This window comes from Bacillus cereus group sp. BfR-BA-01311, assembly GCF_022664295.1.
Taxonomy (GTDB): Bacteria; Bacillota; Bacilli; order Bacillales; family Bacillaceae_G; genus Bacillus_A; species Bacillus_A cereus.
Window position 1 is genome coordinate 259,392 of sequence record NZ_JAKUHC010000006.1, and the last position, 26,069, is coordinate 285,460.

Genomic DNA, 26,069 nt, shown 5'->3' on the forward strand with positions numbered 1-26,069 from the left:
TGTCCATACGTTATGATTAAAGCGTTATATACAAGTATTACAGGAATGAATGCAACACAAAATGCATTAAGTGTAACTTCAAATAATATTGCCAATGCACAAACAGTAGGTTATAAAAAACAAAAAGCAATGTTTGATGATTTACTATATAACAATTCGATTGGTGCAAAAGGTGACGGTAAATACGCCGGAACAAATCCGAAAAGTATTGGTAACGGTGTGAAAATGAGTGGTACGGTTACGGATTATAGTGATGGTACAATTACGTTAACAGGTGGTAAAACACAAGCGGCAATGGAAGGTAATGGTTTCTTCGTTGTAGGTGATTCAAAAGGCGGAAATATGGAATTTACTCGTAAAGGTACGTTTGGGATATCTTCAGATTACTATATTACGAATACTGAAGGTCAATACGTATTTGCATACCCTGCAAATGAGGCAACTGGTGAAGTTGATTTATCTGGAATTCCAGGACCGTTGCAAATTCCAATGGGAACAGCAATTGGTGGTATTCGAACATCAAAAGGGACAATTAAAGGGAATATTCCAACTGGAGAAAAACAAATTACACAAGATTTACCTGTATATGATAATGCGGGGAATACATGGACAATGCGTGTAGAGTTTAAACAAACGAGTGAACATAACTATACATATAAAGTACAAATGCGCAATGACTCGAAAAAAGAAACAGAGTTTAAAGATGTTCCAGGTGCAGGTGGTAATATGACATTTGATGCTGTTGGAAATCCAAATCCGAAAGAGCAAGGAGCCAATATTCCATTTGATGGCGGTTCTATAAAATTAGACTTAAGCCATTTAACAAATCATCCAACAGATAAAACATTATCAGTAACAGACGTAGATGGTAGAGCAGCAGCGACGGTTAAAGATTGCTTCATTGCTGATGGTGGATATGTGATGGTAAAATATTCTGATGGAAGTATGAAATCTGCAGGTCAATTAGCTGTTGCGATGTTCCCGAACGAAGGCGGACTAATGAAAACAGGTAATGGTAACTATACAGCAACGAATACAACAGGTATTTTAGCTCTTGGTACATCTGGTCAAAACGGTGCAGGTAAAGTACGCGGTGGTGCACAAGAAGGTGCTAACGTAGATTTATCTGTAGAATTCGTTGACTTAATGTTATACCAACGCGGATTCCAAGGAAATGCGAAAGTAATTAAAGTTTCAGATGAAGTATTAAATGAAGTTGTAAACTTAATTCGATAATATATCGCATGGAAAAAATGTAATGGAGTAGAAAGGGTTTTTTATTCGTATGACAAGACAAGAACGAATTTTACAATTGCCTTTTTTCGAAAATAAACGTGAACTTGCCGAGCAAGTATTAAAAATAGAACGAGAAGAGCATGTATATTTACCAGATCAATTTGAAATTAAGCAAGTGCCTCCGTATTCATTTGGCGAAAAACAAGCAATCATTGGCCGTATCCATGAGTTTTATTTCATAAGTGTTGGTAGCGATAGCGTTTGGAAGTATCAACTGTTTAAGGATGAGATGAAGTGTCGTGAGTTTTTTGTTATGTTGCCAAATATTACGGATCAGCAGATAGCGTTTTGGTTTAATAACATAGAGTTATTGAAAGGTTCTTAAAAGCACTTTTTAGGTTTTGAGAGAGGACCTGGCGATGTTTTGGAGCGGTTAGTGCCTAATAGAGTCCCGACCGACGTGTAAGACCAGAGATATGTAGAGTTACTAGAGTAGTATGGTAGTGTAAGAAGTGGTAATATAAAAGAGTTTTAAGTTAATTTAAGGTAGTTGTAGTATACAATTAGACTGAATTTCTATAAAAGGAGAGGTGAGGAGGATGGCGCAAAATAAGTATCGCGTTACATTCATTTCGCCGAGTGAGGTTGAGCAGCGGACTGTAATGGCGGCGAATAGTTTGCCAGATTTAATTCGTAAAGTAGAAAGTATTATCGCAGATCCAAACGGTTATTTTGTGAATGATAAAAAAAATAATTGTTATTTTAAAGTGATTAAAGAAAATGTTACGTTTATTCAATATGAGTTACTATTTTCGGATAAGGAAATTCATATTGAAAAATTAAAACATATAGCACCGGTAGTATTAAAGCGATTATTCGAAAAAATAAATGACCCGGAATTATATGCACTTGCGCTACTTGATGTTGATATAGCAACGAAAGAATATGTGTTAGCAGAAATGAATTCTGAACTGAGAATAAGAGTAGAGACAGAGCTTTCGAAAAAATGGGAAGCAATGCCGACGGAAATTGTAGGTGCACAAGAAGTTTTATTAGAGGCACTTGCTTCGTTTATACAAGATTAATTGTTTTTTTTATAAAATGAATCGTTCGACTATCTATATTTTTTATATAGGTAGTTGACTTTTTCTCTTTTATAAAGCTTAATAATTAGATATACGGAATTAATGGAAGGGGAGCGACACCTTTATGTCACAAGCACAAAGTATTTTATTAGAAAGCGGAACAAATGAATTAGAGATTGTTACGTACACTGTTGGTGAAAACCTATTTAGTATTAATGTAATGAAAGTACGTGAAATCATTAATCCATTCCCTGTTACAACTGTGCCAGAATCTCATCATGCAGTTGAAGGTGTTGTTCAAGTACGTGGTGAAATTTTACCTGTTATTAACTTAGCAATGGCTCTTAATTTAAAGTCAACAAAGCCACTTGATCAAACGAAATTTATCATCTCAGAATTAAACCAAATGAAAGTTATTTTCCGCGTTGATGAAGTGCATCGTATTCAACGTATTTCGTGGGAACAAATTGATGAACCAGCTTCATTATCTATGGGACTAGAAGAAACGACATCTGGTATTGTAAAACTAGATGGAAAAATCATCTTACTATTAGATTATGAAAAAATTGTATGTGAAATTAGCGGCACTGGTTATGACAATAAATCAATTGCAGGATTAGAACAAAAAACAGATCGAGCTGAAAAAGTAATTTATATTGCAGAAGATTCAGCGATGCTTCGTCAAATATTAGAAGAAACATTATCATCAGCTGGATATACGAAAATGAACTTCTTCAGCAATGGTGCAGAAGCGTTAGCGCAAATTGAAAAATTAGCGAAAGAGCAAGGCGAAAAAATGTTTGAACATATTCACTTGCTAATTACGGATATTGAAATGCCGAAAATGGATGGACATCATTTAACGAAGGTGGTTAAGGATAGTGAAGTAATGAATCGTTTACCAGTCATTATTTTCTCTTCATTAATTACAAATGAATTATTCCATAAAGGTGAAGCTGTAGGAGCAAATGCCCAAGTAAGTAAGCCAGATATTCAAGAGCTAATTGGTTTAGTTGATAAGTTAGTGTTGTAAGAAAAAAGCTTTTTTAGCTGGAATAGAGGAACTAGCTATGTGTGGCAGCGGTCAGTGCCTAATAGAGAACCATGCGATGTAAGACTAGAGATATGGAGTATTTTTTAGGTAAATGGGACGAGAGAGCCGCCGAGATAGTTTTAGAAGAAGCGAGACTTCGGTTGAGGATTTGAAGACTGGGTTTATAACTCTATTCTGTTAGAGAGAGGAAGGAATTAGCCATATGTAGCATTGGCTAGTTCCTTTTTAGTATTCTATACTTTAAGCTGGCAGAAAAATGAAAGGTTTATGAGGTGTTTGTCGCTGTATGTAAGTATAATCTTCATTTGAAGATTTTTGATTTAAAAATATAAGAGAACGTATTTTTTGGATTATTTTAGTAATATTTTCGTGGTAACGCAAATTTTTTCGGTGAAAAAACATTTAAAATACCATATAATATAATTAAATGTAATTAATATGCAATTTTACATATTAATTAAAAAACATTTTCCGAATTTTTATACTTTCTATACATTTTTGTATGTTTATTATTTGACAGATAATTTCGAACTGTTATAATATGGATATGTAAAAATTGCTATTTTCTTAAAAGACATGGGAGTCAGATGAGAATTGTGAAAGGATGAGGGGGAGTGGCACAGAGTATGTATCACCACACAGCAATTAATGTATTAGGTCTTTTACAAAACATGTCAAATAATAAAATGAACGATATGCAACTAGAGGTGGAATTAAAAAAAATAGAAAAAGAATTCCAAGTAAAGTATGAAGAATTAGTTGATTTACATAATAGAATGGTATTATTCCAAATAGATATAGAAAAAAATGGCGGGATGCGTGCATATGAAAAATCAACAATTACATGGCTGAAGTCTGAACTAGAGCTACTGTATGAAGTGTATCAATTTTGTCAACGTCACGGTTTAAACATTTTAAATATTTCAAAATACGTAAGTAAAAATGAACTAAATCTTTTTCCTAAAACGGAAAGTCAATTGCAAAATACGTATTATAAATTGAAAAAACGTGAAATACCGTTTGAAAATATTGAAAAACAAAAACCAGGACGAAAGCGAAAATATATACCAGTAAAAGAGACAATCGTTGCAAGAAAACAAGAAAACGAGTACGAATTAAAAGAAGAAATCCAGCATAAAGAGGATGAAAAAAATCTTGTAACAGTTATATCTGGTATCGTTGATAACTTTGAAACAATTAATCAATGTAGTGAAAGGAAAGAAGACGAACTACATCAGTTTATGGAAGGTATTTATAAGCTTTCTAGCATGGCAGCAGGGCGTTCTAGAGAAGCAAAGAATACACGTAGTCTAGAAGATGAATTGCAGTCGTTACAACTAGAAAATAAAAGGCTAAAACGAGAGAAAGAAGAGCTTGTACAAGATATTAAAGGTATGACGCAGCTTTTAATCCATTTCATTACAAGTTCTGATATCGATCAAATTCGTAAATTACCAACTTTCGTACAAGATTGTAAAATGGAATTACATAAACTTGGGCTATATAATGCACAAGACGGAAAAATGAAAATAATGGTTGACCGTAGCGGACAAGTTATGACGGTAACACAGTAATAAAATTTGGGTACAAAATAAAAGGGAGATACATAGTTTATATGTATTTCCCTTTTGTTTTGTATGGAATCGTTCCAAAAATGGAAGATTAATTTTTATGATTGTAGTAGTTTAAAGACCATTTTCGGAATTTGGTTCGCTTGTGAAACCATACTAATTGCAACTTCAGTCAATAATTTGAACTTTAAAAAATCACTCATCTCCTGCGCCATGTCTGCATCTTCAATTCGTGATGCAGCATCTGTTAACGCCATACTTTGGTTATTTAAATTTTCAATATTAAACTGTAAACGATTTATCATTGCACCAAGGTCGGCACGATGAAGTGACACACTTTGCAAAGCCTCTTCAATTTTAAGGAGCGCCGCTCTGGCTTCTTGTTCTGTTGAAATCTTGATGTCGTGTTGTGTAGGAGAAGGAGGAATATGTTTCGTCATATTTATCGTATGATCGATATCGTCTAATGTAACACGGCGGTTTTGACCGTCAAATACGGATAAATCATTAAATTCAGTCGTCTCGCCAATATAGCCAATTTGCTCTGTTAAAGATTGAAACTCTTTATTCAGAGAATCACGATTTGCATTTGAATTTGTACCGTTTGAGGATTGAACAGCTAAATCACGCATACGCTGTAAAATATTCGTCACAGTTTGAAGAGCAGCTTCTGCCGTGCGAAGCATCGATATCGCATCCTCATTATTACGAATCGCCACGCGCATACCACTTGCTCTCGCATGCATACGAGTCACAATCGCAACATTCGCAGGATTATCAGAAGCAGTATTTAACTTCTTACCAGTCGCCAAATGCTCCATCGCAACATTCATACGTTTCTCATTCTCATACAACGATTGCCTAGCATTCATACTTAAAACATTCGTACCAATACGCATAATAGAAACTCCTTATAGATTGATATAGTCAGTGTTCTAAAGCTAATAAAAGGTCATGAAAAGATAAAAAGGCTTATGCTTATTTGCTATTTGTGTTTTCACATAAGAGGGGATCAAGATAAGCACTAACCGCTTCTATGCACCGCAGATGCTCTCTTCCATCAAAAAAGAAAGTTTTATAAATAATCTATCTATATAGAAAAAATAAACCTCTCTGCAAGCAGAGAGGTTTATTCAGGAAACTAACTCAAATGGCTTATTGTAATAATTTAGAAACCATTTGTGGAGTTTGGTTTGCTTGAGAAAGCATGCTGATACCAGCTTCGTTCAAGATTTTGAACTTAGTCATTTCAGACATTTCTTTCGCCATGTCAGCGTCTTCGATTTGAGAAGCAGAAGCTGCCATATTAGTAGCTTGGCTCGTTACGTTGTTTAAGTTATGGTCTAAACGGTTTAATTGAGAACCGAAAGTTGCTCTAGCGTCAGCAATATTTTGAATAGCAGTGTCAAGAGCTGTGATTTCAGCTGCTGCAGTTGTAGCATCTAATTTCTTTGTTCCATCAGTTGCTAGAGTATCAGTTGTTAATTTCTTTGTTTCGATAGATGCGATTGTCATTGTATCACTTGAAGCATCAGAAAGTTGAATCGTGATATCTTTACCCTCACCAGGATTAGTGCCTTTATTTAAAAATGCGTTACCATTGAAATTTGTTTTGTCAGCAATATGATTAATTTCTTGTGCTAATGCTTGATACTCTTTGTCCATAGATGCGATATCTTTATCGTTGTTAGTACCGCTTGATGCTTGTGTTGCAAGATCACGCATACGAAGTAAGATGTTTGAAACTGAACCTAATGCAGCGTCACCAGTACGTAAAGCAGACATAGCATCTTGTGTGTTACGTGCTCCAACGTTTAATCCGCCTTCTTTCGCACGCATACGAGTAGCGATAGCTAAACCAGCTGCATCGTCAGCTGCACTGTTAATTGATTTACCGCTAGATAAACGGTTCATAGATGTATTCATTTTGTCTTGGTTTTGTCGCATGTACTCTTGTGTACGCATGCTGTTAATGTTTGTATTAATTCTCATGTTAAGAACCCCCATTAATTTTTAATTATTTAAAAGAAAACTCTTTATATACTACAGAGAGTATATGTTCAAATGGCTTATTGTAATAATTTAGAAACCATTTGTGGAGTTTGGTTAGCTTGGGAAAGCATGCTGATGCCTGCTTCGTTTAAAATTTTGAATTTTGTCATGTTAGACATTTCTTTTGCCATATCAGCATCTTCAATTTGAGAAGCAGAAGCTGCCATATTAGTAGCTTGGCTCGTTACGTTGTTTAAGTTATGGTCTAAACGGTTTAATTGAGAACCGAAAGTTGCTCTAGCGTCAGCAATATTTTGAATAGCATCGTCAAGTTTTGTGATTTCACCTGCTGCAGTTGTAGCGTCTAATTTCTTTGATCCATCAGCTGAAACTGCTAAAGTATCAGTTGTTAATTTCTTTGTTTCGATAGCTGCGATTGTCATTGTATCACTTGAAGCATCAGAAAGTTGAATCGTGATATCTTTACCATCAGTACCTTTATTTAAAAATGCGTTACCGTTGAAATTTGTTTTACCAGCAATATGATCAATTTCTTGTGCTAATGCTTGATACTCTTTGTCCATAGATGCGATATCTTTATCGTTGTTAGTACCGCTTGATGCTTGTGTTGCAAGATCACGCATACGAAGTAAGATGTTTGAAACTGAACCTAATGCAGCGTCACCAGTACGTAAAGCAGACATAGCGTCTTGTGTGTTACGTGCCCCAACGTTTAATCCGCCTTCTTTCGCACGCATACGAGTAGCGATAGCTAAGCCAGCCGCATCGTCAGCCGCACTGTTGATTGATTTACCGCTAGATAAACGGTTCATAGAAGTGTTCATTTTGTCTTGGTTTTGTCGCATGTACTCTTGTGTACGCATGCTGTTAATGTTTGTATTAATTCTCATGTTAAGAACCCCCATTTTTTTATATTGATTTTTCTGTTAATTGTTAAACGTAAATATGCAAAAAAATCAATTTCGAGATTTATTGTAATCCTTGCTACAACGGGTGTCAACTAAAAATTCGAATTAATAAATATAAAAAAATAACAGTTTAACAATATATTCATTTTTTTATTACATAATTATTAAAAGGATTATTGCAAACTTTAAAAAAAAACTCTAATATTAGATTATCTTTGTTTACCGAAAAGGTGATATTATGATAGTTGGAAATATAGTAAAAGAAGTGCTTGCATATAAAAAAGGACAAATTCAGCAAAAGCTAAGTAGTCCACAAGCATTTGTTAGTAGTCGTTTTCAAGAGAAGTTGCAGAGTGAACCTGCGAAGGAGACGAAGGCTACTACGCAGCCGGCAAAAGTAGAAGATATGAGTCAGCCGGTACAATCTACGAAAATAGAAGCGGTTGTTAATAAACCGACAGAATCTATTAATAAAGTAGAGGAAGCGAGTAAGCCTGAAGAAAAGGTTGAAACGAAGAAAGCAGATGAAGTGCAAGTTGCGCAAAAAGAGTTTGAACGACGTTTCCCAGAAACGAAAAATGAGGCTGCTGATACGTGGGAATTAACGAAGAAGTATAATATTCAAAAAATACGTTCTTCCAATGAAGGGAAGTATGAGGATATTATTGATCGTGTAAGTCGTACATATGGAATTCCAAAAACGTTAATTCAAAAAATGATTGAAGTAGAGTCTAATTTTAATCCGAAAACGGTGTCACATGCAGGTGCGATGGGTCTTATGCAGCTTATGCCAGCGAATGTGAAGGAGATGGGTGTGAAGAATCCCTTTTCACCAGCTGAAAGTATTGAAGGTGGCGTGAAAGAGTTAAGTGGTTATTTAAAGAGAAATAACGGTGACTTAGTATTGGCACTTGCTTCTTACAATGCTGGTCCTGGCAATGTGAAAAAGTACGGAGGCGTGCCGCCATTTAAAGAAACGCAAGGATATATTAAAAAAATATTAAATATCGACGTTTCAAAATAAGAAGTTTCATATATAGAGAGAACATGAAATTTTCGTGAACATGATATGGGAGTTGGCTAGATTTGAAATTACAAGATGATATTCCGTTAACAATTTATTTTGAAATCGGAAATACGAAAAAGAAAATTGAAGATCTGCTTCATATTACGAAAGGTACATTGTATCGTCTTGAAAATTCAACGAAAAATACGGTGCGTCTTATGCTTGAGAATGAAGAGATTGGAACCGGAAAGATTTTAACGAAGAATGGAAAAATGTACGTTGAAATCGTTGAATTGAAAAGGTAGGGAAGGGGATTGTCATGAGTGGCGAAAAATTAAGCCAAGAGCAAATTGATGCCCTGCTGAAGGCGGTAAATGAAGGCGAGGAAATGCCAGCTTTCGCACAAGAAGCAGGAAAGCAAGAGAAATTTCAAGAGTATGATTTTAATAGACCAGAGAAGTTCGGTGTTGAGCATTTACGTAGTTTGCAAGCGATTGCTTCTACGTTTGGAAAGCAGACGTCACAGACGTTATCAGCGCGTATGCGTATTCCGATTGAACTAGAGCCTTCAACAGTTGAGCAAGTTCCATTTACGAGTGAGTATGTGGAGAAGATGCCGAAAGATTATTATTTATATTGCGTAATTGATCTCGGTTTACCAGAGCTTGGAGAAATTGTTATTGAGATTGATTTAGCATTCGTTATTTATATTCATGAATGTTGGCTTGGCGGAGATAGTAAACGTAACTTTACGATGCGCAGACCGTTAACAGCGTTTGAGTTTTTAACGCTTGATAATATATTCTTGCTTCTTTGTAAAAATTTAGAGCAATCATTTGAAAGTGTTGTTGCGATTGAACCGAAATTTGTAACGACAGAAACAGATCCGAATGCACTAAAGATTACGACAGCGAGCGATATCATTTCATTACTTAACGTAAATATGAAGACAGATTTTTGGAATACGACGGTGCGTATCGGGATTCCATTCTTATCTGTTGAAGAAATTATGGATAAGTTAACGTCTGAAAATATTGTCGAACATTCTTCAGACAAGCGCAAAAAGTATACGTCTGAAGTGGAAGTGAAAGTAAATCAAGTGTACAAACCTGTTCACGTTGCAATTGGTGAGCAGAAAATGACAATGAGTGAAATTGAACAAATTGAAGAAGGCGATATTATTCCGCTTCATACGAAAGTTTCGGATGAATTACTTGGTTATGTAGATGGAAAGCATAAATTTAATTGTTTTATTGGAAAAGATGGAACGCGTAAGGCGCTCCTATTTAAAAGTTTTGTAGAGTAGGAGGATCCATATGAAGCATGAAGTATCTCCTGTGTCATTAATGGGATTAGAAGATTTTGCAGGAAAGCGAAATGAAGCAGGTAAAGCACATATTGATACTGTTTCAGATATTTCGATTGAACTTGGTGTAAAGCTTGGAAAGTCATCTATTACGCTTGGTGATGTGAAGCAGTTAAAAGTTGGCGATGTTCTTGAAGTAGAGAAAAACTTAGGACATAAAGTAGATGTGTATTTAAGTAATATGAAAGTCGGCATCGGTGAAGCAATCGTAATGGACGAGAAATTCGGTATTATCATTTCTGAAATTGAAGCTGATAAGAAACAAGCGGCGCTTATGAAAGCGCAAAGTCAAATGCAAGATAAAGAGTAGAGGAGGAGTCATATGTCGTATATGACGACCTTATTTCAAGTCGTTTTACTGTTTGGTGCGCTCGGTTACGGTGCATATTATATGACGAAAAAGACGCGCAAACAGCAGTTTTTTAAGCAGGGTGAAAATGGCCATATACAAGTAAAAGACGGCGTTTATTTAAATCATCAAACGAGTGCCTTTTTATTTGAAGTGGACGGCAAGCAAGTGTTCACTGTTATTAGTAATAACGGTGTACAGTCTGTGCAATTAACCGGAACAGGAAATCAGTTTCAACAAGCACTAGAAGACGCGGTGAAGAGTGAAACGAAAAAAGTAGAGGATCCATCATGAGAATAAAGAAACAGTTATCATTATTAGCCGTTATTTTCGTATTTTCTATCGTTTTTTCAATTATTTTTGTAAATCCAGCGTATGCAGCCCCGAACGGTTTTATTAATTTCGAAAATGGAAAAGAGTTTACGAGTAATTCAAGTGTACAACTATTTGCGCTCGTTACCCTTTTATCATTATCATCTTCTATCGTTCTATTATTTACACATTTTACTTATTTTATGATCGTTCTAGGGATTACACGTCAAGGACTTGGGGTAATGAATTTACCACCAAACCAAGTGCTTGTTGGACTTGCATTATTTTTATCACTCTTTACGATGCAGCCTGTACTTGGGCAACTGAAGAGTGATGTGTGGGATCCGATGACGAAAGAGAAAATAACAGTAAGTCAAGCTGCGGAAACGACAGCTCCTATTATGAAAGAATATATGTCAAAGCATACGTATAAGCATGATTTAAAAATGATGTTGAAAGTACGCGGAGAAGAGTTGCCGAAAGATTTAAAGGATCTTTCACTATTTACGCTCGTACCATCCTTTACGTTAACGCAAATTCAAAAAGGTTTACTAACAGGGATGTTCATTTATTTAGCGTTTGTATTTATAGATTTGATTATTAGTACACTTTTAATGTACCTCGGGATGATGATGGTACCGCCGATGATTTTAAGTTTACCGTTTAAAATACTCGTTTTCGTATATTTAGGTGGATATACAAAAATCGTCGACATTATGTTTAAAACGGTCGCCTGAAGCGTTTGATGCTATGTGATAGGAGTCATATAAATGAATACGTCACCAATTATAGATATTTTTCAAACCTTTTTTTATAAAGGGGTTATGATTTTAATGCCGGTTGCCGGCGTAAGTATGATTGTCGTTATTATCATCGCTGTCATTATGGCGATGATGCAAATTCAAGAGCAAACGCTGACGTTTTTACCGAAAATGGCGAGTATCGTCCTCGTTATTATCATTTTAGGTCCGTGGATGTTCCAAGAGTTAACGACGCTTATTTTAGATTTATTTGATAAAATCCCATCGCTATTGCGTTCGTACTAAGATAGGTGAACTGAAATGAATATGGAATTATGGGCGGCGACGTTTTTTGCGTTTTGCCGCATTACTTCATTTTTATATTTTTTACCGTTTTTCTCAGGACGATCCATTCCAGCTATGGCGAAGGTTACATTTGGGCTCGGTCTGTCGATTACAGTTGCCGATCAAGTTGATGTTTCTCACATAAAGACGGTTTGGGATGTAGCTGCTTATGCAGCGACGCAAATTGTAATTGGATTATCTCTTTCAAAAATTGTAGAAATGCTGTGGAACATTCCGAAAATGGCTGGACATATTTTAGACTTTGATATCGGTTTATCACAGGCAAGTTTGTTTGATGTGAATGCAGGATCACAGTCTACTTTACTTTCAACACTTTTTGATATGTTCTTCCTCATTATTTTTATTTCACTTGGCGGCATTAATTATTTCGTTGCCACTATTTTAAAGTCGTTTCAATATACAGAGGCGATTTCAAAATTGCTGACGACTAGTTTTTTAGATAGTCTACTCGCAACGCTATTATTTGCGATCACATCAGCGGTTGAAATTGCTCTGCCGCTGATGGGAAGTTTATTCATCATTAACTTTGTTCTAATTTTAATTGCAAAAAACGCTCCGCAATTAAACGTTTTTATGAATGCATACGTAATTAAAATTACATGTGGTATTTTGTTTATTGCGATGAGTGTACCGATGCTCGGTTATGTGTTTAAAAATATGACGGATGTATTACTTGAAGAATATACGAAACTATTTAACTTTTTCTTAACGAAGTAGGGGGACGCGCATGGCAAAGGATAATAAAACAGAAAAGGCCACCCCGCAGAAGCGTAAAAAATCGCGTGAAGAAGGGAATATTGCCCGGAGTAAAGATTTAAATAATTTATTTTCCATTCTCGTATTAGCAGTTGTCGTTTATTTCTTCGGAGATTGGCTAGGGTATGAGATTGCGAATTCCGTAGCGGTGCTGTTTGATCAAATTGGAAAAAATACAGATTCAACCGAGTATTTTTATTTAATGGGGATTTTATTACTGAAAGTATCGGCTCCGATATTAATACTCGTATACGCTTTTCATTTATTCAATTATATGATTCAAGTCGGTTTCCTATTTTCTTCTAAAGTCATTAAACCGAAGGCGTCACGTATTAATCCGAAAAACTATTTTACGAGACTGTTTAGTCGTAAAAGTTTAGTTGATATTTTGAAATCACTATTTTATATGGGATTAATCGGTTACGTCGCTTATGTTCTTTTTAAAAAGAATTTAGAGAAAATCGTCAGTATGATTGGATTTAACTGGACTGCATCACTTACTGAAATTATTAGGGAAATTAAATTTATTTTCTTAGCAATTTTAATTATTTTAATCGTTCTTTCTATTATTGATTTTATTTATCAAAAATGGGAGTACGAACAAGATATTAAGATGAAAAAAGAAGAAGTGAAACAAGAGCATAAAGATAATGAAGGGGACCCGCAAGTAAAAGGGAAACGAAAAAACTTTATGCATGCAATCTTGCAAGGAACAATTGCGAAGAAGATGGATGGCGCAACATTTATTGTAAATAACCCGACTCATATTTCGGTCGTACTTCGTTACAATAAACACGTTGATGCAGCACCAATTGTCGTTGCAAAAGGGGAAGATGAGCTCGCATTATATATACGAACGCTTGCCCGTGAACAAGAAATACCAATGGTGGAAAACCGTCCGCTTGCTCGTTCTTTATATTATCAAGTCGAGGAAGATGAGGCGATTCCAGAAGATTTATATGTAGCTGTAATTGAAGTTATGCGCTATTTAATTCAGACGAATGAACTTGAAGTATAATAGCGCGTTTGGAGGAGATCTCTTTGTTTAAGATAGATTCTGCAAGAACCTATTTTTCTATCTTTTTAGCAGCGTCATTCGTAGTGGCGCTCTTAATTCCACTTCCACCATTTATACTTGATATTATTATCGTTTTTCTACTAAGTATGTCAGTGCTTATTTATATGCGAGCGACAAGTATTAACGAGTGGGATGAATTAAAGTCATTTCCAACGATGTTGTTATTAATCGGGATTTTCCGCGTATCGATTAACGTTTCGACGACGCGAGCGATTTTGACAGACGGAAATGCCGGTCATGTTATTGAAGAGTTCGGCCAGTTCGTAATTGGCGGAAACTTATTAATTGGTATCGTTATTTTTACAGTATTAATCATATTCCAGTTTATCGTTGCAAACGGTGCATCGCGTACAGCTGAAGTAGCAGCTCGTTTTACACTTGATTCTTTACCAGGGAAACAAATGTCTATCGATGCTGATTTAAACCAGCGTATTATTTCAGAAAAAGATGCACAAGCAAAACGAAAAAAATTAAATATGGAAACAGAGTTTTACGGAGCGATGGATGGTGCCGGGAAGTTCATTAAAGGGGACGTTATTTTCGGGATTGTCATTTTATTCGTAAACATTATTTTCGGTTTAATTGTCGGAATGATGCAGCAAGGAATGAGCTTTGCAGATGCGGCTCTTCATTATACACAGTTAACTGTCGGTGACGGAATCGTAAACCAAATCGGATCGCTTATGCTTGCGATTTCAACAGGTATTATCGTAACGCGTGTATTTGATGGTTCACCGGATACGGTAACGGAAGGAATCTTTAAAGAGTTATTAGCACATGAAGTTGTTGTATATGCGCTCGGTGGCTTGTTTATCGCAATGGGTATTTTTACTCCGCTACCGTTTCTACCATTCGCACTCGTTGGCGGAACGATTATCTTCTTGGGCATTCGTAATAAAAATCGAATAAAGAAAGAAAAAGAAGACGAGCTTCAAAAAGAAATAGAAATGATTCAAGGTGAAGATGAGCAACTGCAACAAGTAGAAGATTCATTTGGAGTATTTACGGATAAATATCCAATTATAGTAGAACTCGGTTTAGATTTAGCAGCACTTGTAAAGCAGAAAATTAACGGGGAAACAGCTCGTGATAAAGTTGTTCTTATGAGGAAGTCAATTATTACTGACCTCGGTATTAATGTTCCTGGAATTAACTTTAAAGATAATACGAGTTTTAGACCACGCGGACGTTACATTATTCGTATTAAAGGTGCGAAGGCGGCTGAGGGTGTTTTAAAATCAGGTTATTTATTAGCATTGAAAACGCCAAACGTAATGGCTGATTTAGATGCAGAGCCAGCGAAAGATCCAATTTTCGGTGAAGATGGATATTGGATTTTAGAGCATATGGTGCAAGATGCACAAATGAAAGGCTATCAAGTGTTAGAGCCACTTAGCATATTAATTACACATTTAGATGTTGTCGTTAGACGTAATCTTCACGAATTAATTCAGCGCCAACATGTAAAAGATTTAATTAATTCGCTTGAAAATGATAATGGCGTTCTATTAGAAGAGATTAAGAAGAAAGAAATTGATTTATCACTCGTTCAAAATGTTATTAAACAACTTCTAAAAGAAGGTATTTCTATTCGTGATTTACCAACAATTATTGAAGGTATTATTGACGGCAAAGAAATTTATCAAAACCACGTTGATGGTGTGACATCATTTGTTCGTGAATGTATTTCAAAAGTTATTTGTGAAAATGCGAAAAATCCAGACGGAAAAATATATGCAGCGCTCTTCTCTGATTCAATTGAGTTAGATGCGGATGTTGTGAATAATTCATATCAAGGTTACTTATTAAACTGGGATTTAGATTTAGAAACACGTGTCGTTGAGCAAGTGCAGCGTGTCTTTAAACAAGCACGTTTAATGGGAAGAGAACCAGTGTTATTAACACGTAGAAAAGATTTTAGATTTGCGATTGTAAGACTGCTAGAACGTTATCAAGTGGAAGCACAAGTACTTTGTATTAGCGAATTAGCACCAGAAATTGTTGTGGATCAAATTGCCTATATTGAATAGTAGGGGGTGAAGTAATGGAAAGTACAGAAAAGAAAGAAGCGTTAATGCGAATAAAAGCAGCTTCGAAAAATGAATTGTATCGAAAGTTATTTGACCAATATGGTACAGATTATTATTACGTTGTCGATGAAAGTGTAAAACGAAATATACCGTTTTTCTGGAAAAAGGATTATGAAATGTTAGTTGCTTTTCCAGAAGAAAAACAGGAAGAAGTGAATGAAGGTACAGCACAATTTCATGAACAGTTAATGGATGTCGTGAATGATCCTTCAGAACAAATTGTGAAGGCGAATGGAATTCAATCAGTACTGCACAATTTAGAAAACGTAACGACTTCTATGTCATACGCGGCAATGCAAACAGGAAATAGTGAAGAATGGGCAAGAAAAAAAGAGAAACTATTAAAGCTGTTTGAAAAAGGAATTGTTGTGGTGAAACAGACGAAAGAAACGGAAGTAACGAAAAAGAAAAAAGTTGTGAAACAAGTCGTTCCACTAAAGAAAGAAGAAGTGGTTACAAAGAAAGAAAACCAAGAATCTGTACCGTTTATTATTCAAAAAGTAATTCGGATGCTAGAACAAAACGATGTGGAACAATATTTCATTCATGCATATGCTGAAAAGTTAAAAATAAAGTTTGAAAATGCAACGATGATTACCGAAGAAGAAGTTATCAGGTACATATTGGAAGATATGAAATCTCATTTTAATACGGAAAACGTCTTTGAAAAAGAAGTACAAACAATTGCATTAATAGGTCCAACTGGCGTTGGTAAAACGACGACACTTGCGAAAATGGCATGGCAATTTCACGGTAAGAAAAAAACAGTTGGTTTTATAACGACAGATCATTCGCGCATAGGGACAGTGCAGCAATTGCAAGATAACGTAAAGACAATTGGATCGGAAGTAATTGCTGTGCGTGATGAAGCTGCCATGGCAAGAGCGCTTACGTATTTTAAAGAAGAAGCACGCGTCGATTATATTTTAATTGATACAGCCGGAAAAAATTATCGTACGTCAGAAACAGTAGAAGAAATGATTGAAACGATGGGACAAGTAGAACCAGATTATATTTGTTTAACGTTATCAGCTTCAATGAAAAGTAAAGATATGATTGAAATTATTACAAACTTTAAAGATATTCATATAGATGGTATTGTGTTTACGAAATTTGATGAAACAGCAAGTAGTGGCGAATTGTTGAAAATTCCAGCAGTATCATCAGCTCCTATTGTATTAATGACAGATGGCCAAGACATAAAGAAAAATATACATATCGCTACAGCTGAACATTTAGCAAAACAAATGTTACAAACATCGTAGAAAAGAGGTGAAGAATAAGGCGCTTGCCTTATTCAAACGAATATGAACGGTCTTTATATAGGTTCTATGGGCATGATGAATTACATGCAGCGCATTAATGTTCATTCGAATAACGTTGCAAATGCTCAAACGACAGGATTTAAAGCAGAAAATATGACGTCTAAAGTATTTGATGTACAAGACACATATCGCCGCGGAGATGGGGCGGTAACAAATATCGGTTCGGTCGATTACGCTGTAGTACCAGCTGCAACGCATGTGAATTTAGTACAAGGAAATATACAAATGACAAATAGCGCTACAGATTTCTTTTTAGATGACGGCGCGGCCGGCACAACATCATTTTTCGTTACTTCTAAAAATGATGAAACGTTTTTAACGAGAGATGGTAGTTTCACATTAAATAGTGATCGTTATTTACAAACATCTTCAGGTGCTTATGTTATGGATGTTAATAATGAGCGTATTCGTATTCCTGAAAATGTTGAGTTCTTCGTATCTAATAATGGAGAAATTTATAGAGAAGTTAACGATGGAACTTTGCAAAAAACAGATATTAAGAGAATAGTAATTGCACAGTTACAAACAAAAACAGTAGATGCAGAAACGAATGCTCGTCTCGTGCAACGTGAAAACAAAAGCTTTACACTAGCAGAAGGAAACATTGCTAATTTACCGAACGGAACAGGAATAGTAAAAAATCATATGCTAGAAAATTCAAATGTAGATATGACGAAAGAGATGGCCGATCTTATGACAGATCAAAAGATGATTCAAGCATCACAGCGCGTTATGACGTCATTTGATAAAATTTATGAAAAAGAAGCAAATGAAATATTGAGATAGTGGACTCCTAATAAAGGGGTCTTTTATTAATTTTAAATTTCAGAATTATCAATTGACTTTGTGGAGCTTCTTTTTTATATTAGTAGGTATAACTATAACTACTAAAGAGGTGAGAGTATGACAACGGCATTATATTTAGAAGATGCATACAAAACGAGTTGCGAAACAGAAGTGATAAAAGTAGAAGGGAATAAAGTATTTGTAAAGGAAACAGTTTTTTATCCAACTGGTGGAGGGCAAGAATGTGATACGGGTGTCATTGTACAAGATGGGTCTGTATTTGAAGTTGAAAAAGTAAAGAAGGGGCAAGGAGAAATAGTTCACTATATAAAAGATGAAGCTCAAGTAAAATTAGGTCCAGTTAAATTAGAGATAAATTGGGAAAGACGTCATAATTTAATGCGTCATCACTCTTTACTGCATCTTATCGGAGCTGTTGTTTATGAAAAGTATGGAGCTCTATGCACCGGAAATCAAATTTATCCTGATAAAGCACGTATCGATTTTAATGAGTTACAAGAGTTATCGAGCGTGGAAGTAGAAGAAATTGTTGAGGAAGTGAATAAACTTATTAAGCAAAATAAAGAAATTTCCACTCGTTATATGAGCCGCGAAGAAGCAGAAAATGCTGTAGGAATGATTAAAACAGCAATAAATCTCCTGCCAACTACCATCCAAGAAATCCGCATTGTTACAATTGAAAATTTAGACGAACAAGCTTGTGGAGGCACACATGTGAAAAATACGAGTGAAATAGGAACACTTGTTATTGATAAAGTAAAAAGTAAAGGGAAGCAAAATCGTCGTTTTGAAGTAAGGGCGATTTAGATTGTGAGGGGTTACCGATGGATGAAATTATAAAGGAGTTACAAAAGTTAGGATTTTCTCAATATGAATGTAAAGCGTATATTGGATTGTTAAAACATTCGCCAGTAACGGGCTATGAAGTGAGTAAACAAACAGGAGTACCTCGTTCTATGATTTACGAGGTACTCGGTAAGTTAATGGATAAAGGAGCGGTGCATATTGTACCCTCTGAACCAGTTAAATATGTACCAGTACCAGCTACCGAATTAATGAATCGAATGCGAAAAGACTTTGAAAAGTCATTTGAATTTTTAGATGAGAAATTAAATTGTTTAGAACAAGAGCGACAAATAGATGTAATTTCGCATATTCGCTCAAATGATCGTGTTTTAAAAGAGATATGCAATATAATTAATAGGGCAAAGGAAGAGTTATGGATTTCTGTATGGGAAGATCAAGTGCATGAAATTGAGCCATACATTCATCAAAAGGAAGAGGAAGGCGTGAATATATTCTCAATCTTATTTGGAGCTCCAGAAACAAAAATAGGAGCGACATTTCACCATAATTATATGACGCCCCACGTTGTTGAAAAGAGAATGGGTGGTCATTTAACTGTTATTGCTCGTGATGGAGAGGAAGTATTAATTGCGAACTTCTCAAATGATAGCACTTCATGGGCCGTTACAACGTATGACCCAGCGCTAGTTCTCGTTGCTACAGAGTATGTGCGACACGATATTATGGTTGAAGAAATCACAAAGGAATTTGGAGCTGATAAGTTAGATACGTTATGGCGTGAAAATATAGATTTAGTTCATGTCGTAACAGGAAAACGAACTTTAGAAGGAATGGAGGATGATAGAGATGAGTAAAGCTGAGGCACATGTAGCTTTGCAGAGCGATGATACATTTCAGCAAGGAGTAAAAGATTGTTTACCAACTGTATTTGGTTACTTGAGCATCGGTATAGCAGCTGGTGTAATTGCAAAAACAGCAGGTTTTTCTATCATTGAAATTGCATTTATGTCGACTTTAATTTATGCAGGTTCTGCCCAATTTATATTAGCTGGTATGTATGCAGCCGGTGCTCCTGCTTCCGCAATTATTTTTACTGTGTTTTTTGTTAATTTACGCCATTTATTAATGAGTGCTGCCCTCGCGCCGTACTTTACGAAACTACCTCTATTAAAAAACGTCATTATTGGTTCGCAAATTACAGATGAAACGTTCGGCGTCGCAGTGCAGCATGCAGCGCAAAAAGGATATTTAGGCGAAAGATGGATGATTGGGCTAAATGTAACGGCTTATTTAAACTGGATTCTTGCTACTATCATTGGCGGGCTATTTGGTGAGTGGATACCAGATCCACATACATACGGGATGGATTATGCATTACCAGCGATGTTTATCGGATTATTTGTACTTCAGCTCATAAGTAGTAAACCAAAGCTAGCAATTCATTTAAGTGTTGCAATTGTAGCGATTATACTTGCATACGTTTCACACTTAATTATGCCAGATAGTATAGCGGTTATTATCGCAACATTACTAGCTGCGACGATTGGAGTGGTGATTGAAAAATGGAAATGAGATTAGACGTATTATTACTTTTACTAGCAGCAGGAGCTGTCACACTCGTGCCACGTATTTTACCTCTACTCGTATTTAGTAAACTACAAATTCCAGACTGGGGTTTAAAATGGTTAAATTACATACCAATTGCGATATTAGCAGCGCTTTTAGCACAAGTTTTATTTATGCATGAGACGATACAGTGGGATTATCTTATTGCAGCAATTCCAACATTTCTTGTAGCGATATATACTCGTAGTTTATTAGGTACAGTATTAACAGGAGTGATTGTGATTATTTTGTTACGTTTCTTTTTCTAAAAAGGATTACGTTCATATCATAGCGAAAAGTGTAATAACATAAAAAATATAGGGGTGGTGTTATGATACTTTTAACGATAGGAGCAATTTTGTTAACGTTGTTTATTTTCTTTATTATCGGTTTCGTTACGTTTATGATGTTTGTTGATAAGGCGACACCTCAAATATATTATACACCTTGTGAATCAGTGACAGTGAAAACTAAAGGTAAACATAGAAGGAAGAAAAGTTGAAAGTTGGCTTTTCTTCCTTCTTCTATTACATTCCGGAAAGAACTAACAACAATAACCCAAATAAAAAACTAATAAAGGAAAGAAAACCAATACATATCGAGAACACACGATTATTTCTCCATTCGTGCCAAAAAGCGATAAATCCTAAAATACAAAGGAAAAACCAAAGGGGCAGGAATATGAACTCGCTAACTTTCTCGAGGAGTAACGAATAAAAAGTTGTTACATATAAAATCCAATTTGTAAAAAATAAAATGCAAATGATAATAGATTGTAAGTAGGGGCGGTTGAAAAATCTCCCTTTTTTTACGGTTTTAAAAATGATAGTTAGCGCTGAGATAAAGGCAATGAGTATGAAAATAAGTAAGAGTAATGTCAGCGTCATTTTGAGTCTCCTTTATAAGATTGTTTTTATCACGCATGGGCAGTAAGACCCACACCTTAAAACTCAACGTAAGAAAAGAGATTAGGTGGGGGATAACCCCCCACTGATTAAAGTTTCACTTTACAAGAAATGAATCTATTAAATTGTATGCTTGTTTTGTAGAGTGCTCGTTATATTTTTCAGTGTACGGATTTAGAAATCCATGTTCACCGTGTAGTTGTTTTATTTCTAATAAAGGGTTATTCTGTTGCTGCAATGTTTGAATGAAAGAGGATACTGAAAAACTAGCTTCTTTTTCAGGGAATATAAGTAGTGTAGCGCATGTAGGCTTTATGTGAACATAGTCGCGTATACGAGAACCGTAACATCCGATAATAAAATTTATTTTCGGATCGTTACTACATAGCCATGAGATGGTAGCTCCAACACTAAAGCCGATAAGTCCAATATGTGTATAACTACTAGAAAGATGAGAAATGAATTCTTCAATTTGCTTTTTTCCATAATCAAATCCAATATGATTTACAAAATGTTCATATGCTTTTTCTTCATCACTGTAATGAAATGCATGTTGTAAGTGTAGAAGATTAGGACAGAATACATCTATATGAGATGAAGTAAAGTGCTGGGTAACGTGATGCATATGGTCGTTCACACCATATATTTCATGAACAATAACGAGAGCTAATTTTTCCTTCATAGTTATAAAGTACCTCTATGAAACTTAAATTCTTTCTCAACAAGACAAATACGCAGGTGGAAGTTTTCATACCATTGCTCACGACCTCTTTTTTTCGCTTCTTTATGTAAGGTGTTCTTCTTCCAATTTTCAATCGCATCAAGTGATTCCCAATAAGAAATTGTTATTCCGAGTCCAGAATTACCTCGTGCACTTTCTACACCTAAAAATCCAGGTTGTTGCTTTGCAAGTTTCTCCATTTCTTCGGCAACGGTATTATAGTCAGTTGTATTATTTGATAAATTAGAAGTGAATATAACTGCATAATAAGGCTTGTTTTTTTCTAAAGTAGATGCCATTATTTTTCCTCCTTAATGTATAGTACGAATAATTAATCCATAGTTTGTATTTTAGCAGGTCACAAAAAGAAAAGAAGTAGAAAATTCTTATTTTTTCAGCTCATGTAAAATAAAGGGTTGAAGAAATTTATAATAAGTAATCTGAAAGAAGAAAAATGCCACTTCAAAAGAGAAGTGGCATTTCTTATATTTCCTCTAAGCTATTAACTGGAACAGTTAATTCGCGTTCTGGGTTTTTTACTTCATATATGCGGGCGGTTTCATTGCTTTCATCGACGTGTTGAATCATAACAGGCATGCCTTGAAAACTGACATTGGCTTGTTCCGCTGACACAGAAAGCTCTATTGCACGTTGTATATTCATTTATATTCCTCCCATCATTATTATCTTTGCTAAAAAAGAGGAATAATATACCATTTAGAGACATTCTTAAAGTTTTTGTATTATTTGTAATGTTTCTTTAATAAATGAAGAAAAGATGGAATCAGGATAACCATCTATCGTTTGAACTGCTTCTTTTGCTTCTTTCAGAGCAGCTGGTTTATCTTGAAGTTTTATATGACACAGGGCACGATAAGACCCAGCTGTTAATACCCACGATTGATCAAGTGGATGACTCATATAATCTGGTATGGTAGCGTGTTTTAATATTGCCAAAGCTTCCTTATAACGTTTTAAGCCATACAAAGATTTTCCTTTTTCAAGATAATATAATCCATCGTCTTGAAAGATTGGTTCATCTTTTAGTTTTTCTCGGAATTGTTCTAGATGTTCTAATGCGATTGTATATTCATTAGTAATTGTGTTGTAGTAGTAAGCTTTTAAAATATCAATAATCGCAATGGATAGAATATCTTCTGTAAAAATGGCAAATTGCTCCGATTTTTTTATGTAATATAAATACTGTTCTTTATCAGCTGTAATGACTTTTTGGTAAGATAAAATGCGATAAAATTCATCTGTTTTATAATACACTTGATGTTTTTTTGAAAATGCAAGTGCATCTAAAATGACTTTTTCACATTTTTTATAATTGCCGTATGCGAGTAAAATAATGGCTTCTTTTAAGTATAGTTGTATATGTGTAATGAGATCCATTTCTAAATTCTTCGCTTTATATTCATCACGAATTGTAGCAATCATCTGTAAACATTCTTTATATTTTTTACGTTTGAAGAGCATATAGTAAAACAGTAGTTTCGTTTCAGTGCTTTCTCGATATAAAGTATATTTTTCAAATATAGAAACAGCTGTTTCAACGTAATATTCAATATTATAATCGTTCATAATGGCCGCTCCAGTTATGAACTGTTTATATAAACGTGCTGTGTTTAAAGTAAGGGGTAGTTCTTTTTGAACGATAGGTAGTAAAGTCTTGTATACTTCATCGCATTTATTTGATTTTATTAATGGCTCCATTTTTTGAATGAGTTCCACAATTTCTTCTTCATCTTCTTCTAATAAAAAGCTCATTTCACATTCAAGTTTGTCAGCGATATATTGTAGTGTTTTCATAGAAGGTGTAGCTTTTCCATTTTCAATTTGACTTAGCATACTTTTTGTGAGTCCTGAACCTGCTAGATCAGTTTGAGTAAGCTTTTTTTCTTTTCGTAACGTTTTAATTTTTTCACCGAGAGTAGCCATATAATTGCTCCTTTATAGTTAGGAAGTTAAATGTCATTAAACTTTTTATTGTAAAAATTGGAAAGTTAATTATATAATAAGTTTAACACAATTTAACTTTTAAGGGGAGAGTGTCATAATGGGGGATGTAAGTATAGGCCAAAATGATTCAAGAATGAAGATTGCAACGAGAAATATTATTTTAATGATGATTGGGAAAATGACGTCTTTGCTAGGAGCCGGTATTTATACGTTTGCAATGGGATTATACGTATTAAAGACTACGGGTTCAGGAATGGGGTTTGCAACTACGCTCGTTTGCGGATCGATTCCAAGGTTGATCTGTGGACCGATTGCTGGTGCTGTAGCTGACCGTGTCAATCGAAAATGGCTTGTCATCGGTACTGATTTGCTAAGTAGTTTAACAATGTTTATTATGTTTATCCTTGCAATTACTTTTGGGCCATCACTTCTGTTTATTTATATTTCAGCAGCATTATTATCAATTTGTGCGAGTTTTTATTCTGTTGCATTAACTTCGTCTATTCCGAGTTTAGTAGATGAAGGACGTATTCAAAAAGCGAGTGCTTTAAATCAAACGGCAGCTTCTTTATCAAATATTTTAGGACCGATTATTGGCGGAGTTGTATATGGTTTCTTTTCAATTAAATCGTTTTTCCTATTAAATAGCATTACGTTCTTTTTAGCGGTTATTTTGCAATTATTTATCGTATTTGATTTATATAAAAAAGAAGTGGCTGAAAGTACAGAGCATTTCTTGACGAGTATAAAAGAAGGGTTTTCATATGTAAAAAGACAGCATGAAATATATGGTTTAATGAAAATTGCAGTAGGGGTAAACTTTTTTGCGAGTGCACTTTTCGTTTCACTTCCATATATTATTGTTCAAAATTTGCATCTATCTTCGAAGCAACTCGGTGTTGTAGAGGGAATGTTAGCAGTTGGGATGTTAATTGGTGCAATTGCGTTATCAGTACGTAAAGAAGTGAATAATCCGTTTCGCTCTGTTTATATTGGGTTGTTTTTATTTGCGGGCTTGAGTTTATGTACAGTGTTTCCATTAGTAGTCACCATACCGAAAGTAGCAAGTTTTATTTACTATATCGCTTTTATGATGTTAACTGGTATATCAATGATGGTTGTCAATATCCCGATGCAAGTACATTTGCAAAAGACGACAGATCCAAGTTATTTAGGTCGCGTTTTCGGCTTACTTGAAACAATTTCTACTGCAATCGCACCGCTCGGTATGATTGTGTATGGATTATTATTAGATATGTTGCCAACTAGCATTGTTATGATGACAATAGGCGGAGGTTTATTGTTAGTTGTATTAGTAGGAGTAAAGAAGCATGTAATGAAAAAGCAAGTGGATGTGTCTGTCTAAAAGGAAATTTGACTTAATAAAATAAAAATGACTAAATTAGTATTTTAGTTTTTGAAACTCTTTTTCATGTATGTTAAAGTAAAGTGAGCTTGCAAAGAAAAGGAGACAACAGCATGAAAAAATTAAGTTTTGTTATGCTTTTTCTATTAGTCGTAATGGCTGGATGTAGCAATTATGACACATATATTGAAACAGGTATGCAATCATTGAAAGATGAAAAGTATAGTGATGCAACAATGTGGTTCGAAAAAGCAGAAAAAGAGAAATCAGGAAACGAAGCGAAATCATATAAAGAAGTTGCTGAGAAAATGGATCATGGAGCAACAGCATTAAAAGACGGTAAGTATTTAGAAGCGAAAGACATTGCAAATGAAGTGTTACAAAAGAAAAAAGATGATGAACTTGAAAAAGCTGTAACATCAAATGCAGAGAATATGCTTCAAAAAGCAAAAGATGTGGAAGAGAAAGTAAATGAAAGAGTGGCAAAGCGTAGAAAGGTAGAAGAAGAAGGAATCGATAAACTTATTAAAGCTGTCGATAGTATAGATGAAGTGAAAGAAAAAGAGAAGAAAGTATCAGAAGCATTAGATAAGGCTGAAGAGGCGCAAGCAAAAATTGAGGCAAAGAAAAATAAATAG

32 protein-coding genes are annotated in these 26,069 nt (G+C 35.0%); 24 read left to right on the forward strand and 8 right to left on the reverse strand.

What is annotated here, in order from left to right; genetic code table 11:
• The first annotated feature begins 12 nt into the window (after nucleotides 1-12).
• The 5 genes from MR136_RS16930 (at nucleotide 13) to MR136_RS16950 (ending at nucleotide 4,949) form a co-directional block, all read left to right on the forward strand.
• On the forward strand, nucleotides 13-1,236 hold the full coding sequence (locus MR136_RS16930) for a flagellar hook protein FlgE (protein ID WP_000588321.1): 1,224 nt from the start codon (nucleotides 13-15) through the stop codon (nucleotides 1,234-1,236).
• A gap of 49 nt (nucleotides 1,237-1,285) precedes the next feature.
• A complete protein-coding gene (locus MR136_RS16935) occupies nucleotides 1,286-1,621 on the forward strand; it encodes a DUF3964 family protein (RefSeq protein WP_000198166.1) in 336 nt (111 codons plus the stop codon).
• 214 nt (nucleotides 1,622-1,835) lie between these two features.
• Nucleotides 1,836-2,321 (forward strand): hypothetical protein, encoded by a 486-nt coding sequence (locus MR136_RS16940; protein WP_000068301.1) that lies wholly within the window; start codon nucleotides 1,836-1,838, stop codon nucleotides 2,319-2,321.
• A 124-nt stretch (nucleotides 2,322-2,445) separates the two neighbouring features.
• The gene (locus MR136_RS16945) at nucleotides 2,446-3,354 is read left to right on the forward strand and encodes a chemotaxis protein (protein ID WP_000075943.1); all 909 of its coding nucleotides are present in this window, start codon (nucleotides 2,446-2,448) and stop codon (nucleotides 3,352-3,354) included.
• 647 nt (nucleotides 3,355-4,001) lie between these two features.
• Nucleotides 4,002-4,949, forward strand: coding sequence for a DNA-binding domain-containing protein (locus MR136_RS16950; protein ID WP_061457003.1), 948 nt, complete (start codon nucleotides 4,002-4,004; stop codon nucleotides 4,947-4,949).
• Between the two features lie 95 nt (nucleotides 4,950-5,044).
• Here the strand turns inward: MR136_RS16950 and MR136_RS16955 are convergent, their stop codons facing one another.
• From MR136_RS16955 to MR136_RS16965, 3 genes are all read right to left on the reverse strand, one after another.
• Nucleotides 5,045-5,845, reverse strand: coding sequence for a flagellin N-terminal helical domain-containing protein (locus tag MR136_RS16955; RefSeq protein ID WP_017672969.1), 801 nt, complete (start codon nucleotides 5,843-5,845; stop codon nucleotides 5,045-5,047).
• A 256-nt stretch (nucleotides 5,846-6,101) separates the two neighbouring features.
• A complete protein-coding gene (locus tag MR136_RS16960) occupies nucleotides 6,102-6,938 on the reverse strand; it encodes a flagellin N-terminal helical domain-containing protein (protein ID WP_017672968.1) in 837 nt (278 codons plus the stop codon).
• A gap of 77 nt (nucleotides 6,939-7,015) precedes the next feature.
• Nucleotides 7,016-7,849: a flagellin N-terminal helical domain-containing protein gene (locus tag MR136_RS16965; RefSeq protein WP_017672967.1), complete on the reverse strand. Its 834-nt coding sequence runs from the start codon at nucleotides 7,847-7,849 to the stop codon at nucleotides 7,016-7,018.
• 256 nt (nucleotides 7,850-8,105) lie between these two features.
• Here MR136_RS16965 and MR136_RS16970 point away from each other — a divergent pair, with 256 nt between their 5' ends.
• The 17 genes from MR136_RS16970 (at nucleotide 8,106) to MR136_RS17050 (ending at nucleotide 20,976) form a co-directional block, all read left to right on the forward strand.
• Nucleotides 8,106-8,891 carry a lytic transglycosylase domain-containing protein gene (locus MR136_RS16970; protein ID WP_061457004.1) on the forward strand — a complete coding sequence of 262 codons (786 nt, stop codon included), beginning with the start codon at nucleotides 8,106-8,108 and terminating at the stop codon, nucleotides 8,889-8,891.
• A gap of 62 nt (nucleotides 8,892-8,953) precedes the next feature.
• Nucleotides 8,954-9,178 carry a flagellar motor switch protein FliN gene (locus MR136_RS16975; protein ID WP_000775712.1) on the forward strand — a complete coding sequence of 75 codons (225 nt, stop codon included), beginning with the start codon at nucleotides 8,954-8,956 and terminating at the stop codon, nucleotides 9,176-9,178.
• A 14-nt stretch (nucleotides 9,179-9,192) separates the two neighbouring features.
• A complete protein-coding gene (fliM, locus tag MR136_RS16980) occupies nucleotides 9,193-10,179 on the forward strand; it encodes a flagellar motor switch protein FliM (protein ID WP_000012360.1) in 987 nt (328 codons plus the stop codon).
• A gap of 10 nt (nucleotides 10,180-10,189) precedes the next feature.
• Nucleotides 10,190-10,549, forward strand: coding sequence for a flagellar motor switch protein FliN (gene fliN, locus MR136_RS16985; RefSeq protein WP_000680010.1), 360 nt, complete (start codon nucleotides 10,190-10,192; stop codon nucleotides 10,547-10,549).
• A 12-nt stretch (nucleotides 10,550-10,561) separates the two neighbouring features.
• On the forward strand, nucleotides 10,562-10,882 hold the full coding sequence (locus MR136_RS16990) for a hypothetical protein (protein ID WP_000121176.1): 321 nt from the start codon (nucleotides 10,562-10,564) through the stop codon (nucleotides 10,880-10,882).
• Nucleotides 10,879-11,637, forward strand: a complete 759-nt coding sequence (locus MR136_RS16995) for a flagellar type III secretion system pore protein FliP (protein ID WP_001220582.1) — start codon at nucleotides 10,879-10,881, stop codon at nucleotides 11,635-11,637. Before MR136_RS16990 ends, MR136_RS16995 begins: the two co-directional genes overlap by 4 nt.
• Nucleotides 11,638-11,670: 33 nt before the next feature.
• The gene (locus MR136_RS17000; protein WP_001098085.1) at nucleotides 11,671-11,946 is read left to right on the forward strand and encodes a flagellar biosynthetic protein FliQ; all 276 of its coding nucleotides are present in this window, start codon (nucleotides 11,671-11,673) and stop codon (nucleotides 11,944-11,946) included.
• Between the two features lie 15 nt (nucleotides 11,947-11,961).
• Entirely contained in the window at nucleotides 11,962-12,723 is a 762-nt protein-coding gene (locus tag MR136_RS17005) for a flagellar biosynthetic protein FliR (protein ID WP_001055706.1), read from the forward strand.
• A gap of 10 nt (nucleotides 12,724-12,733) precedes the next feature.
• Nucleotides 12,734-13,780 (forward strand): flagellar type III secretion system protein FlhB, encoded by a 1,047-nt coding sequence (gene flhB / locus MR136_RS17010; RefSeq protein ID WP_001030110.1) that lies wholly within the window; start codon nucleotides 12,734-12,736, stop codon nucleotides 13,778-13,780.
• A gap of 23 nt (nucleotides 13,781-13,803) precedes the next feature.
• Nucleotides 13,804-15,870 carry a flagellar biosynthesis protein FlhA gene (flhA, locus tag MR136_RS17015; RefSeq protein WP_000472534.1) on the forward strand — a complete coding sequence of 689 codons (2,067 nt, stop codon included), beginning with the start codon at nucleotides 13,804-13,806 and terminating at the stop codon, nucleotides 15,868-15,870.
• Nucleotides 15,871-15,884: 14 nt separating this feature from the next.
• Nucleotides 15,885-17,195, forward strand: coding sequence for a flagellar biosynthesis GTPase FlhF (gene flhF, locus MR136_RS17020; RefSeq protein WP_000446183.1), 1,311 nt, complete (start codon nucleotides 15,885-15,887; stop codon nucleotides 17,193-17,195).
• A gap of 42 nt (nucleotides 17,196-17,237) precedes the next feature.
• Nucleotides 17,238-18,041, forward strand: coding sequence for a flagellar basal-body rod protein FlgG (locus tag MR136_RS17025; protein ID WP_017672966.1), 804 nt, complete (start codon nucleotides 17,238-17,240; stop codon nucleotides 18,039-18,041).
• A gap of 117 nt (nucleotides 18,042-18,158) precedes the next feature.
• Nucleotides 18,159-18,869, forward strand: coding sequence for an alanyl-tRNA editing protein (locus tag MR136_RS17030; protein ID WP_017672965.1), 711 nt, complete (start codon nucleotides 18,159-18,161; stop codon nucleotides 18,867-18,869).
• A gap of 17 nt (nucleotides 18,870-18,886) precedes the next feature.
• Nucleotides 18,887-19,723: a TrmB family transcriptional regulator gene (locus tag MR136_RS17035; RefSeq protein ID WP_000343354.1), complete on the forward strand. Its 837-nt coding sequence runs from the start codon at nucleotides 18,887-18,889 to the stop codon at nucleotides 19,721-19,723.
• Nucleotides 19,716-20,441 carry an AzlC family ABC transporter permease gene (locus MR136_RS17040; RefSeq protein ID WP_000029973.1) on the forward strand — a complete coding sequence of 242 codons (726 nt, stop codon included), beginning with the start codon at nucleotides 19,716-19,718 and terminating at the stop codon, nucleotides 20,439-20,441. Before MR136_RS17035 ends, MR136_RS17040 begins: the two co-directional genes overlap by 8 nt.
• Complete coding sequence (locus MR136_RS17045; protein ID WP_017672964.1) at nucleotides 20,432-20,743, forward strand: AzlD domain-containing protein; 312 nt, start codon at nucleotides 20,432-20,434, stop codon at nucleotides 20,741-20,743. The genes MR136_RS17040 and MR136_RS17045 overlap by 10 nt, the downstream gene beginning before the upstream one ends.
• Before the next feature lie 62 nt (nucleotides 20,744-20,805).
• Nucleotides 20,806-20,976, forward strand: a complete 171-nt coding sequence (locus tag MR136_RS17050; RefSeq protein WP_000602244.1) for a DUF3951 domain-containing protein — start codon at nucleotides 20,806-20,808, stop codon at nucleotides 20,974-20,976.
• A gap of 25 nt (nucleotides 20,977-21,001) precedes the next feature.
• Here the strand turns inward: MR136_RS17050 and MR136_RS17055 are convergent, their stop codons facing one another.
• The 5 genes from MR136_RS17055 to MR136_RS17075 form a co-directional block, all read right to left on the reverse strand.
• Nucleotides 21,002-21,361: a hypothetical protein gene (locus tag MR136_RS17055; protein WP_128809245.1), complete on the reverse strand. Its 360-nt coding sequence runs from the start codon at nucleotides 21,359-21,361 to the stop codon at nucleotides 21,002-21,004.
• A 115-nt stretch (nucleotides 21,362-21,476) separates the two neighbouring features.
• The gene (locus tag MR136_RS17060) at nucleotides 21,477-22,061 is read right to left on the reverse strand and encodes a dienelactone hydrolase family protein (RefSeq protein ID WP_017672963.1); all 585 of its coding nucleotides are present in this window, start codon (nucleotides 22,059-22,061) and stop codon (nucleotides 21,477-21,479) included.
• A 2-nt stretch (nucleotides 22,062-22,063) separates the two neighbouring features.
• Nucleotides 22,064-22,399 carry an antibiotic biosynthesis monooxygenase family protein gene (locus tag MR136_RS17065; RefSeq protein WP_000168855.1) on the reverse strand — a complete coding sequence of 112 codons (336 nt, stop codon included), beginning with the start codon at nucleotides 22,397-22,399 and terminating at the stop codon, nucleotides 22,064-22,066.
• Between the two features lie 184 nt (nucleotides 22,400-22,583).
• The gene (locus MR136_RS17070) at nucleotides 22,584-22,763 is read right to left on the reverse strand and encodes an H-type small acid-soluble spore protein (protein ID WP_001025733.1); all 180 of its coding nucleotides are present in this window, start codon (nucleotides 22,761-22,763) and stop codon (nucleotides 22,584-22,586) included.
• Nucleotides 22,764-22,829: 66 nt separating this feature from the next.
• Nucleotides 22,830-24,044, reverse strand: coding sequence for a helix-turn-helix domain-containing protein (locus MR136_RS17075; RefSeq protein ID WP_242259534.1), 1,215 nt, complete (start codon nucleotides 24,042-24,044; stop codon nucleotides 22,830-22,832).
• A 118-nt stretch (nucleotides 24,045-24,162) separates the two neighbouring features.
• On the opposite strand from MR136_RS17075, the gene MR136_RS17080 reads away from it, so the two are divergent.
• Both MR136_RS17080 and MR136_RS17085 read left to right on the forward strand, forming a co-directional pair.
• Nucleotides 24,163-25,431: an MFS transporter gene (locus tag MR136_RS17080; RefSeq protein ID WP_017672962.1), complete on the forward strand. Its 1,269-nt coding sequence runs from the start codon at nucleotides 24,163-24,165 to the stop codon at nucleotides 25,429-25,431.
• Nucleotides 25,432-25,544: 113 nt separating this feature from the next.
• Nucleotides 25,545-26,069: a COG3014 family protein gene (locus tag MR136_RS17085; protein ID WP_000736438.1), complete on the forward strand. Its 525-nt coding sequence runs from the start codon at nucleotides 25,545-25,547 to the stop codon at nucleotides 26,067-26,069.